Genomic DNA, 13,092 nt, shown 5'->3' with positions numbered 1-13,092 from the left:
GCAATATGAGCTACTTAGCTCAGCTCTTTTAAAACTTTTATAGCATTTTCATTCTTAGGATTTAATTTCAGAGATTTTTGGTAGTTCTTTTTTGCTTCATCTTTTTTTCCCATTTTCAAAAGCAGTTCTCCATAGCTATCATAGGTATTCCATCCTTTAGGGTACAATTGGGTATTCAGCTTAAGTATCTCCAAAGCTTCATTCTCTTTATTTTCATTCAATAATTTATAACCAAAACTATTGATCTCATCTTCATTGACATTATATTCAGCATTTTTTCCTTTCTTAAATTCTTCTTTAATCAGTAATACAAGTTTATCTACAGAAGGATTTTCCTTTGTATAATACTGTCCAACGGATTTTAGATTCATCAGCCTTTCTTTCTCTTCCTGCTCTTTAATTGTTTCTACCTTATAATATTTTCTTTGTTCGTCGGTTACCTTAGAAGGGTCCAGATCATATCTCTTCCATTTACCGTTTGTTGTATTGTTTCTTATAAACTGAGTACCATAAATCTGAGGTTTTCCCCGACGCATCAAATCTCTGTCAACTGCTGCTGCAAACCACCATTTATTAAGGCTTGGATCCAGTTTTATGGCTTTATCAAAACTCTGAACGGCCATCCTTGAGGCTATTGTATCATTCCCATGTTGAAAAACAATTCCTGCATTCAGATGGTCTTTTGCTGTTTGTACTTTATTTTCCTTTATAAGTTGGAAAATTCTTTCCCTTCTCACACTATCCTCTTTATTCAGGATTTTCCAGTTTATCTCTCCTGACATTCTTGATTTCTGATCAGCATCCGCCATTTTCTGAAGTTCAGTATTGTTCTGAGCTTCAATATGGCTAACAAATAATACAGTAAAAAGAAATGACAATATCGTATATGTTCTGTTCATAATTTTATTGCTTAAGCCCAGATAAAAATATACATTTTTCACTAAGTTTTGAAAAATTACAATCCTTTATTTTCTAATGGTTTTCTAATTACATTCTAAGATTTTTCTAACGGCCTTTCCAAAAACACCAGACTACCTTTGCAGCAAAGAAAACAGATATGGATACCGATCCGCATTATTACAACAACTAAGCATTCTGCCACTTTACTTTTCTGTAAGCTGGGCCGGATGCTAAAACAGAAAGGTTATGAACACATTAGAATTTACACTTCGTCTTTTTATTGCATTTGCTTTGGGAGCCAGCATTGGTTTCGAAAGACAATGGCGCCAGAAAAGTGCAGGACTCCGCACCAATACATTGGTATGTCTTGGATCGGCAGCATTTGTACTGCTCTCTATAAGAATAGGTGGCGATGCTACCGGCAGAATAGCATCATACATCGTTAGCGGTATTGGCTTTTTAGGTGGTGGAGTCATTATGAAAGACGGGCTTACCGTAAGAGGTCTTAATACCGCTGCTACCATTTGGTGCTCGGCTTCAGTTGGAGCTTTATGTGCAATGGGACTTCCGTTTGAAGCAGCTATTACCAGTGGATTTATTATCCTCACTCATTTAATTCTGCGTCCATTAGGAATAACACTTAGTAAAAATATCAGCAGCAGAAGCCATTATACAGAATACCTGCTTAGTATTAAATGCAAAACAGAGGTTGAAAATCATATACGTGTGCTCCTTATGCAGTCCTTAGGCGGCAATGACAAGGTTCTGCTGAAATCCCTTACCAGCGATGATAATGGAACACCCGAAAATGCTATTATCACAGCAGAAGTTCATGCTTCTGTACCACAGGACAGCTTTATGGAAAAAACAGCCAGCAGACTTACTATAGAAGACAAGGTAATTAAGGTAAGCTGGGAAATTATAGGTACCGAAAACGATTTATAACATTAAAAAACAGCACTGAGACAATGTTAAAAAGATCCACAAACAAAAATCTTAATTCAGCAGCACTTGTAAAGCTTAAAGAAGCAGCTGTATTGAATGAAAAGATGGTGTATGCTATGCTGGAAACTTCAGAAGAAGGGCTAAGCGACAACACGGTAAAAGACCGTGTAAAAATCTATGGTAAAAATGAAATTGCAACACAGAAAGCGCCTTCATGGTTAAAGCAATTTACCCATTCATTTTTCAATCCATTCAATTATATACTGGCCTGTATTGCTATCATTTCTTTATTCATCGATGCCATACTAGTTCCTTCCGAAGAGAAAGACTTTAGCACCTGCATTATTATTGCCATTATGCTGCTGTTCAGTACGATTCTTAGATTTATTCAGGAATTCCGCAGTAACAAAGCCGCAGAAGCATTAAAGAAAATGGTAAAAACGAGCTGCCTTACCAAACGAAAATTTAAAGATAGCGAAGAGATAGAGATTGCTAATATTGTTCCGGGAGATATTGTTTTGCTCTCTGCCGGTGATATGGTGCCTGCGGACTGTAGAATACTAAAAAGTAAAGACCTTTTTATTAGTGAATCTATCCTCACAGGTGAGGCTCTTCCTGTTGAAAAAAATGCCTTTGCGATACGGGATGCTAAAGAGCAAAATCCGCTGACTCTTCCGAATATATGTTTTATGGGTACCAATGTCGTAAGTGGTTCTGCCACTGTAGTGGTAGCGAATACTGGTATCTTCACTTACTTCGGGAGCATCAGCAGAAATCTTGTTTCAAAACGACCTGAAACATCTTTTGATATTGGTGTTAATAAAGTAAGCTTCCTTCTTATCCGGTTTATGCTGATTATGACGCCAGTTATATTCCTGATCAATGGATTTGTAAAAGATGATTGGATGCAGGCATTGTTGTTCGCCATTGCGGTTGCAGTTGGATTGACTCCGGAAATGCTGCCTATGATTGTTACGGCTAACCTTGCAAAAGGTGCTGTAAACATGAGCAAAAAGAAAGTTATTGTAAAAAGGCTGAATGCTATTCAGAATATAGGTGCAATGGATATCCTATGTACGGATAAAACCGGAACACTTACATTGGATAAAATCGTACTGGAAACCCACCTCAACGTTCGGGGAATGGATGATGATGAAGTACTAAAATGGGCTTATCTCAACAGCTTCCATCAAACAGGTCTAAAAAACCTTTTGGATCAGGCTGTTCTGGATCATGCCGAAGTACATAATCTGATGAAAGCCGATGAATTATATATGAAAGTGGACGAAATTCCTTTTGATTTTGAAAGAAGAAGAATGTCCGTAGTTCTGAATACTTCCAAAGGCAAACACCTGATGATTTCTAAGGGTGCCGTAGAGGAAATGCTTTCTCTATGTAAATATGCCTTAGATCCCGGAGACGATCACAGCCTGCATATTGAGAATGATAATATTGTTCCGCTAGATGATGCTATGAAGCAAAAAATTCTCAAAATGTCCGAAAAGCTAAATGCTGAAGGACTTCGTGTATTGCTCGTTGCCATTCGGGAATTTGAAGGAAATCATCCGCTAAACTACTCTGTTGCTGATGAAAATAATCTTATCCTTACTGGATTTATCGGGTTTCTGGATCCTGCAAAACCTTCCGCAGAGCCTAGTATCAAAGCATTGCATAAATTGGGCGTAGAGGTAAAAGTAATTACCGGAGACAATGATATTGTGGCGAAAAAAATATGCCATGATGTAGGAATTCCTATCAACAATATAATGCTGGGTGAAAAACTGGATCAAATCTCAGATGAAGAACTAAGTAAGAATATGGATCTTTATTCAATTTTTGCAAAAGTAAGTCCATTGCAAAAACAACGCATTGTAAAAATATTAAAATCAAAAGGACATACCGTAGGCTTTATGGGAGATGGTATTAATGATGCCGCGGCCATTAAGGAAGCTGATGTAGGTATTTCTGTAGATACCGGGGCTGATATTGCTAAAGAAAGTGCCGATATTATATTATTAGAGAAGGACCTGATGGTTTTGCGGAGCGGTGTTATCTATGGTAGAAGAACTTTTGGAAATATCATCAAATATATAAAGATGACTGCCAGTAGCAATTTTGGTAATATGTTTAGTATGATCGGTGCAAGCGCCTTTTTACCATTCTTGCCTATGCTTCCGTTACAAATACTTACCCAAAATCTGCTCTATGATATCTCCCAGTCATCTATCCCATGGGATACGATGGACAAGGATTTTCTGGAAAAACCTAAAAAATGGGATGCCGGCAGTATCAAGAAATTTATGCTGTATATAGGTCCTTTAAGTTCAATCTTCGATTATATAACTTTTGCTGTCATGTTCTTTATCTTCAAAGCCAACACTCCGGAACACCAAAGTCTTTTTCAGACCGGATGGTTTGTAGAAGGTCTATTGTCACAGACGCTGATTGTACATATTATCAGAACAAAAAAAATACCCTTTATTCAGAGTTGGGCAGCAGCTCCGGTAGTTGCACTTACCAGTCTGATTATGCTTATTGGGATTTCCATTCCTTTTACTCCGATAGCAGGATACCTGAAAATGCAGCCACTTCCACTATCCTATTTCCCTTATCTTCTGGGAATTCTTACCGGATACTGTATACTGACTCAGTTTGTGAAACAATGGTTTATCCGGAAATTCCAGCAATGGTTATAGTCACAAGTCAAATATTCCATGAAAAGAAAAGGAATCTTAAACCACACAGATACATAGCTTTAAAATTCAGATAGAGGTATCTTCAATACTAACATAGCATACATAGCGTATGTGTGATAGTTTACTTTCCTATATCAAGCTTTATTTTATATGCTTTACTCTATGCGTCTATGTGTTTTTACAGAATATTAAAATCTTACTATCCTTTTACGATTAATCAACTAAAATTATTTATTTACTTTCCATATTAGGACAATCCCCTGTAGTCTTCATTACAAGGGATTGTTTTTATATCATTTATCAGTCTCACCTCTGTTATCACCGATATCTTTTACTTCGTAAATCAATTATATAATCAACATAAAAACAAAAACTGCGAATAGATCTCATTTGCGGAGAATGAATGCCGATATATAAAAACTACTCGTTTTAACATGAAATACGAGCTTTTTCTAATAGTTTTCTAATAGTATTCTAAAGATTTTCTAACGAGGTATTCTAAGTGATGAAAATACCTTTGCAACAGCGAAAAAAACTATCTTAGTTACTCTGAAGATGGTATTTGAAGCTAGATAATTTAAAAATTCAATCTATTGTTACAAATAACTACTAAATATGAGAAGAACAATACTAACATTGGCACTTTTAGCGTTCGTAATCTCTTGCAAAGACTCTAAAAGTGAAACTCCTCAGGATCAGGATCTCATCATAAAAGGCGATAATGTTATCGTTCCGGAAAGCAATCCTGTCTTCAGAAAGATTAAAACCGAAACGGTTTCCGAACAGGAACATAGTGACGGTGTCGTTTCTGCTGGTACAATTCAGGCAATTCCAAATCATTATGCAGAAATTGCAAGTCCTTTTTCAGGAAGGATAACCAAATCATTTGTTCGCCTTGGGCAAAATGTTTCTGCAGGCAGCCCTATTTTTGAAATTCTTTCATCTGACTATTTCTCGGTCCAGAAAGATTATACAGATGCTGTAAATGATGTACAACTTGCGGAAAAAAACTACCGGAGACAGCAGGATCTTGTGAAACACGGTGTAGGAATCCAAAAGGAACTTGATGAGGCTGAAACAGACTTCAAAAACAAAAAGACTTCTCTCTCCAATGCTTCTTCTGCGCTAAAGGTATACAACAGCAAAGGTGGCAGCCTGGGTAGTCCCCTTATTGTAAGGTCTCCAATCAATGGTGAGATTATTTCTAATCAGATCGTTAATGGCCAGTTCCTGAAAGGGGATGCAGATCCTGTCGTTATTATTGCCGAATTATCCAAAGTATGGATTAGCGGAGAAGTAAAAGAAAAGGATATCCGCTTTGTAAATACCGGAGATCCTGTTTCCGTAAAGGTAAGTGCCTATCCGGACAGAAACATTACCGGAAAAGTTTACCATATTAACGAAATTGTAGATGAGGCTACCCGAAGTGTAAAAGTACTTATTGAATGCGATAATCCGGATAGAAAACTAAAACCGGGAATGTATGCTACTGTCAACTTTTCTACCACACCAGTGAATTCTATTATGATTCCGGTTACGGCACTTATGCAAAAAGACAGTTCCCAATATGTATGGATAAAAACCGGTAAAAATCAGTTTGCTAAACGTTCAGTTGTCGCAGGAGAAACAGACCAGAAAGTGGTAAGAATTACTTCCGGTTTAAAGCCTGGCGATGTTATTATGACCGAAGGCGGAATCTATATGCTGGACGCAAAATAACCTATAACATCTTTATCATGAGACTATTTTCAGCCTTCACAATTTACTTGTGAATATATGAATGGTGAATAGTCAAATTCAGATCCTGCAGGATCAGGTTCAAAAATTAAAAACATGAAACAATTACTTACACTCTCTATACAGAAGAGATGGCTGATGTTGGCACTCTTCCTTTTACTGGGATTTTTCGGATATTACTCCTGGACCAAGCTATCTGTAGAAGCCTACCCCGATATTGCTGATGTTACCTCTCAGGTTGTAACACAGGTTCCGGGACTGGCAGCTGAAGAAGTAGAACAACAAATCACAATCCCGTTAGAAAGATCTCTGAACGGACTTCCGGGAATGCACGTTATGCGTAGTAAGAGTACCTTCGGATTATCCATTATTACAATGGTTTTTGAAGATGGTGTGGACGATTACTGGGCAAGACAACGAATCCAGGAAAGACTGGCCGAAGTAAATCTTCCTTATGGGGCACAACCCGGGTTAGATCCTCTCACTTCTCCTATCGGGGAAGTCTACCGTTATATTATCGAAAGTGATAACCATAGTCTGCGTGAGCTTACAGACCTGCAAAACTTTGTTATTATTCCACGGATTAAGCAAGTTTCGGGAATTGCTGATGTAACTAACTTTGGCGGGATTACAACTCAGTTTCAGATAGAACTGGATCCACATAAGCTGGAACAATACGGATTATCTCTTTCCGAAGTTACCGAAACGATTTCCAAAAACAACATAAGTGCCGGCGGAAGTATGCTTCCGCGTGGCGACCTTTCCTATGTTATCCGGGGTATTGGTCTGGTAAAAGATCTGAATGACCTTGGAAAAATTGTTGTAAAAACAGAAAATGGTGTTCCTGTTTTCCTGAACGATGTAGGAACGCTAAAATATGGTAATCTTGAAAGAAAAGGTATACTTGGCTATAGCGATAAAAAACGCAATTACTCCGAAAGTGTAGAAGGTATTGTACTTTTGTTAAGAGGACAAAATCCTTCTCAGGTACTGGAAGGCGTACATGAAGCCGTTGATGAGCTGAATAATGAAACCCTTCCGCCAGGGGTAAGAATACATCCTTTCCTGGACAGAACGGATCTTGTAAAAACCACTCTTAATACTGTATCTCATACTTTAACCGAAGGAATTGTACTGGTTATTATAGTTCTTATTATATTCCTTGGAAGCTGGAGAGGAGCTTTATTAGTTGCCATCACAATTCCACTTTCATTATTATTTGCATTTATCTTAATGCATTTTACCAATATCCCGGCTAACCTTCTTTCTCTGGGGGCAATAGATTTCGGTATTATTGTAGACGGAGCCATCGTAATGCTGGAAACAATCCTGAAGAAAAGAGAAGATGATCCGGAAGAAGAACTGGAAGAAAAAAGCATTACCAAAAGAGTGATAGAGGTAGCTAAACCTATTTTCTTTTCCACCATTATTATTATCACAGCTTATCTCCCATTATTTGCATTTGAGAGAGTAGAGAAAAAACTTTTTACACCGATGGCCTTTACAGTTGGTTATGCCTTATTCGGAGCACTGGCTGTAGCGCTTCTTCTTATTCCGGGACTGGCGTATGTAATTTATAGAAAGCCTCAGAAGCTTTATCACAACAAATGGCTGGAGAAAATAAGTACTGCCTACGGAAAGAGAATCGAAAAAATTATGCAGGCACCTAAAAAGGTTATTTTACCAGTCAGCCTTGTTCTGGCAACTGCAGGAGTATTGTCCTACACTGTGGGAAAAGATTTCCTTCCGGAGCTGGACGAAGGTTCCATCTGGCTACAGGTACAATTGCCACCGGGAATATCGCTGGCAAAAGCAAAAGAAATGAGCGATACATTACGCGCCAGAACGCTGAAGCATTCTGAGATCACTTATATGATGGTTCAGGCAGGGCGTAATGACGACGGAACCGATCCGTGGACAGCCTCTCACTTTGAAGTTTCTGTAGGAATAAAACCTTACAAAGAATGGCCTAAAGGAAAAACCAAAGCCGATCTTATTCAGGAGCTGGCGAAAGATTATAAAGATATGCCCGGCTTTACTGTTGGATTTTCCCAACCTATGATTGACGGTGTAATGGATAAAATATCCGGTGCACATAGTGAGCTTGTGGTAAAAGTTTACGGTGATGACTTTAAGGAAACCAGAAGAATTGCTGAAAATGTATTGTCAACTCTGGATAAAACTCCCGGTTCTGCCGATTTAGCTATCGATCAGGAACCGCCATTACCTCAGCTTCAGATTATTGCTGACCGGGACAAAATTGCTCAGTACGGATTAAATGTATCGGATGTAGCAGACCTTATCGAAGTAGCATTAGGAGGAAAAGCCATATCTCAAATCTTCATTGGCAACAAAGTCTATGATATTTCCTGCCGTTATACGGAAGAAAGCAGAGATACACCTGATAAAATAGGCAATCTGATGTTAACCTCTGCTTCCGGAGCCAAGATTCCATTGTCGCAGGTAGCAGAAGTAAAGCTAAGTACAGGTGAAAGTACTATTACACGTGAGATGAACAAGCGGCATCTAACGGTAAAATTAAACCTGAGAGGCCGTGACCTTTCTTCTTTCCTGAAGGAAGCTCAGGCTAAAATAGAAAAAGACATCAAATACGATCACGAAAAATACCACATTAAGTGGGGCGGTCAGTTTGAAAATCAGAACCGGGCTTACTCCAGACTGGCCTTTATTGTACCATTGGCGCTGGCAATTATGTTCCTGTTATTGTATGGTGCATTCGGCGACTTCAAGCAGGCATTGGTACTGATGTCTATTGTACCACTAGCTTTATTCGGCGGAATGCTCGCTCTTAATATACGCGGAATGTCACTCAATGTATCATCTGCGGTAGGTTTCATTGCCTTGTTTGGTGTTGCTATTCAGAACGGTGTTATTATGATTTCACATATTAATGATCTCCGAAAGAAAGGACATGAGCTAAAAGAATCCGTGATTAAAGGAGCCAGAGACCGTTTCAGACCTGTATTAATGACTGCTACTGTTGCGGTAATAGGTTTATTCCCCGCATCCATGGCTACAGGAATAGGTTCGGATGTACAACGTCCTCTGGCGACGGTAATTGTGTACGGACTAATGTTCTCTACAATTCTTACATTATTTGTACTACCGGCAATTTACTATATGGCCGAACATAGGTTTGAAAAAAAACAAAATTTGAAAAAAGAGACAGATGAAATGCCTGAATAAAAACCTAACGAACTTGGTTATGATAGGCTTTAGCATTCTATCTGACCTATACAACCAGCCGAGAAGCGGCGTATTAAAAATGAGACAGATGAAATTTAATATTCGTTTTACTATAGTTACAGCAACATTACTCAGCATGGCGGGTATTGTAAAAGCACAGGAAAAAGAGCTTTTAAGCTTTAATGAATACCTGAATCTTGTCGGAAAGAAAAACCTGAATTATGCTGCACAGAAATACAATGTAAGCATGGCTGAAGCTTCTATTCAGACAGCCAATATGTTTCCGGATCCACAATTTGATATGGAGGGCTCCAACAATGGAATCTCCAAAAATATGGGATATACTTTCGGTGGATCTTTTGGCTGGACTGTGGAGCTGGGTGGAAAAAGAAAAGCCCGTGTGGACCTTGCCAGAAATCAGTCTGAGCTGAGTAAGATATTATTATCAGATTTCTTCAGAAACCTCCGTGCAGACGCTAGCTTAGGTTATATCGAGGCCTTAAGAACCAAGGCTCTCCTGGATGTACAACAGGATTCTTATAAAAACATGCTAAAACTGTCAAAATCCGACAGTATCAGATACCGCCTGGGGACAATCTCTTTGGTATCCTCCAAGCAAAGTAAATTGGAAGCCGCTTCTCTTCTCAATGATGTCTATCAGGCCGAAAGTGCGGAGCAACAAGCCATAACAGGATTATCTGTATTTCTGAGTGATAACAATCTTACGGGTAGAGATGTTGACGGTGATTTCAATGCCTTTAACAGAGATTTTGGTGTCGAGGATCTTATCACACAGGCACTGAATGACAGAGCCGATTTATTAGCTGCCCGCCAGAATACACAGGTAGCAAAAAGCCAGATTAATCTGGAAAGAGCCAATCGTAAAATAGATTTGGGGCTTTCTGCCGGAGTATCACATAATACAACAGCAACAAATGAAATAGCCCCCTCTCCTGCTGTAAATGCTGTGAAACTTGGTGTAAGTATTCCGTTAAAATTCTCCAATAACCGAAATGCGGGACTAAAGATTGCCGAAATGGCACACTCCCAGTCCCAATTGGAATATCAGCAGGTAGAACAAAGTATACGTGCGGAAGTAATGCAGGCTTATCAGCAATATATGGCGACCCAGAAGCAAGTAAAGCAGTTCCACAACGGAATGCTTACAGAAGCTAAAAGTATTCTGGAAGGTATTATCTACAGTTACAAAAGAGGTGAAAGCTCTATTCTGGAGGTTCTGAATGCACAAAGAACTTACAATGATGTAAGAAAAGATTACTATCAGGCTCTTGCAGATAATGCTGCTGCCTTAATAGAACTTGAACGCAAAACGGGTATCTGGGATATCTCTTTTTAAATCATTTTTACTTAATTATATAGAAATGCTCCTGTTGTTTATTCACAGGAGCATTTTGCTTAAAACAACCTTGCCAAGGTTTACAATCAATTATTGTATCAGTTCCTAAAACCCAATCTTCAAAAAATTCCAGTTCAGGGTATCTACTATGGTTAGCTGATTGGTTATTACCGGGAGATCTGCAATAATCTTCAGCGTCTGCATCGCCATCATGCTTCCTACAATTCCGGGCAATGGACCAAGTACTCCATTTTTATCACAATTGGGAACCTCATCCGGATTAGGCGGCTCCGGAAAAAGATGCCGTAGATTTTTACTGCCTTTATAATTGAATACAGCTATCTGCCCTTCGAATCCAAAAATACTCCCGTAAACCAAAGTTTTATCGAGTGCTACGCAGGTATCATTCACCAGATATCGGGTGGTAAAATTATCTGAGCCATCTACAATCAAATCATAATCCTGAAAGATAGACTGTACATTTTCAGGTTCTATTTTTTCATTTATAGTAATAAACTTAACCGAAGAATTAAAGGCTGCAACAAAATCTGCTGCACTTTCTGTCTTTAACTTTCCAATATTGGATTCGGTATGAATCACCTGCCGGTTCAGATTATGCAATTCTACAACATCAAAATCTGCAACACCAATAGTACCTACTCCTGCCGCCGACAAATACTGAATAACCGGACTTCCCAAACCTCCTGCTCCTACAATCAGCACTTTAGCATTTTTTATTTTTCGCTGTCCCGTCACGCCTATTTTTTCAATAAAAATCTGGCGGCTATAACGGTTAAATTCTTCATTGGTTATAGAATCTTCTTTCATATAATAATTGTAATAATTATGGGATACATCAATATCAACCACAAAAGCTACAAAAGTTTTTTATCTAAAAAGTGGAAAACCTAAAGAGCACAAAAACATAGAACACATTAACAATCTCCTTTTTTGAACTTTTGTACCAAGCTTAACTCAAAACTTCGTTCTTTTGTTACTTTTGTGGTTTAATTTATTTACGATGCAAATATTTCGTACTTCTAAATTCTAACTTCATACTTCAAAAAACTTTATCCCAATCCTTCATTACAGGATCATATCCCGCATTACTGATAATGTGTTTCACTTCCTCCATGCTTCTTTCATCACTGGTTTCAAACTGCTCCAGAGATTGTGGATCTACAGCATAACCACCCGGATTGGTCTTAGAAGCAGCACTCATAGTGGTAACTCCCAATGAGATTACATTATTTCTGAAGTTCTCATTTTCCCTAGTAGAAACCGAAATTTCTAAATCTTCATTCCATATCCGGTAAGCACAGATTAGTTGTAGCAAATCCCTGTCACTCATAATAAATTTAGGTTCGATAATTCCTTCTGCAGGCCTTAGTCTGGGAAAAGAAACTGAAAATCGGGTCTGCCAATATTGCTTCTGTAGGTAGTCTATGTGCAAGGCATTAAAAAAACTATCTACACGCCAGTCTTCCAGCCCGAGTAAAACCCCCAGTCCTATTTTATGTAACTCGGCCTGCCCTATCCTGTCAGGTGTATCCAACCTGAAATCGAAATTAGATTTCTTTCCTTTAGGATGATATTCTTTATAAACAGCCTCATGATAGGTTTCCTGATATACGAGTACAGAATGCACACCGGCATCGTGTAATGCCTGATATTCTTCAAGCGATAATGGCTGAACTTCAATAGAGATATTTGCAAAATACGGGCGGAGTAGTTTTATAGCATTTAGAAAATACTCTATTCCTACCGTTTTATTGGCTTCACCACTTACCAATAAAACATGGTTTATCCCCATTGTTTTCAGTGCCATAGCCTCTATTATAATTTCTGTATTGGATAAAGTTTTACGCTTGATTTTGTTATCCAGACTAAAACCACAATAGGTACAGATATTCTGACATTCATTACTCAGGTAAAGTGGCGCATACATTTGTATGACTTTACCAAATCTCTTTTGAGTAAGATTTTTTGTTATTTGTGCCATTTTCTCCAAATAAGGTGCGGCCGCAGGAGAAAGCAATACCAAAAAATCTTCAATCGTTCTTTTCCTCTTATTCAATACACTTTCTACCTGCTGCTCTGTAGTCGTATAAATTTTGTCTTTTATCCGATCCCAGTCATATTGCAGAAAAGTATTTTTAAATGTTTTCATGTATTCGTTTTTTATAATTCAGAGTAATAAACACAAAAGTTTCTTCAGAAAATTGTAACGCAACGGCACAACTTAATATG

8 protein-coding genes are annotated in these 13,092 nt (G+C 38.3%); 5 read left to right on the top strand and 3 right to left on the bottom strand.

Annotated features, from left to right (window positions below):
* Positions 1-14: 14 nt before the first annotated feature.
* Entirely contained in the window at positions 15-899 is an 885-nt protein-coding gene (locus tag C8J95_RS08915) for a tetratricopeptide repeat protein (protein ID WP_107808324.1), read from the bottom strand.
* Positions 900-1,146: 247 nt separating this feature from the next.
* On the opposite strand from C8J95_RS08915, the gene C8J95_RS08910 reads away from it, so the two are divergent.
* The 5 genes from C8J95_RS08910 to C8J95_RS08890 all read left to right on the top strand — a co-directional run bounded on the left by C8J95_RS08910 (position 1,147) and on the right by C8J95_RS08890 (position 10,842).
* Complete coding sequence (locus C8J95_RS08910; RefSeq protein WP_059324854.1) at positions 1,147-1,845, top strand: MgtC/SapB family protein; 699 nt, start codon at positions 1,147-1,149, stop codon at positions 1,843-1,845.
* A 23-nt stretch (positions 1,846-1,868) separates the two neighbouring features.
* Positions 1,869-4,541, top strand: coding sequence for a magnesium-translocating P-type ATPase (gene mgtA / locus C8J95_RS08905; protein WP_107808030.1), 2,673 nt, complete (start codon positions 1,869-1,871; stop codon positions 4,539-4,541).
* A gap of 615 nt (positions 4,542-5,156) precedes the next feature.
* Positions 5,157-6,260, top strand: coding sequence for an efflux RND transporter periplasmic adaptor subunit (locus tag C8J95_RS08900; protein WP_107808029.1), 1,104 nt, complete (start codon positions 5,157-5,159; stop codon positions 6,258-6,260).
* Between the two features lie 114 nt (positions 6,261-6,374).
* Positions 6,375-9,485, top strand: coding sequence for an efflux RND transporter permease subunit (locus C8J95_RS08895; RefSeq protein WP_107808028.1), 3,111 nt, complete (start codon positions 6,375-6,377; stop codon positions 9,483-9,485).
* Positions 9,486-9,573: 88 nt separating this feature from the next.
* Positions 9,574-10,842, top strand: coding sequence for a TolC family protein (locus C8J95_RS08890; protein WP_255412754.1), 1,269 nt, complete (start codon positions 9,574-9,576; stop codon positions 10,840-10,842).
* 105 nt (positions 10,843-10,947) lie between these two features.
* Here C8J95_RS08890 and C8J95_RS08885 read toward each other — a convergent pair whose 3' ends face one another.
* Positions 10,948-11,670 (bottom strand): HesA/MoeB/ThiF family protein, encoded by a 723-nt coding sequence (locus tag C8J95_RS08885; protein ID WP_185124594.1) that lies wholly within the window; start codon positions 11,668-11,670, stop codon positions 10,948-10,950.
* A gap of 232 nt (positions 11,671-11,902) precedes the next feature.
* Positions 11,903-13,012, bottom strand: coding sequence for a 2-iminoacetate synthase ThiH (gene thiH / locus C8J95_RS08880; RefSeq protein WP_107808025.1), 1,110 nt, complete (start codon positions 13,010-13,012; stop codon positions 11,903-11,905).
* Positions 13,013-13,092: the final 80 nt, after the last annotated feature.

The sequence above is a fragment of the Elizabethkingia sp. YR214 genome (assembly GCF_003058195.1).
Classification (GTDB): Bacteria; Bacteroidota; Bacteroidia; order Flavobacteriales; family Weeksellaceae; genus Elizabethkingia.
This window is presented reverse-complemented; position numbering and strand designations above follow the sequence as displayed.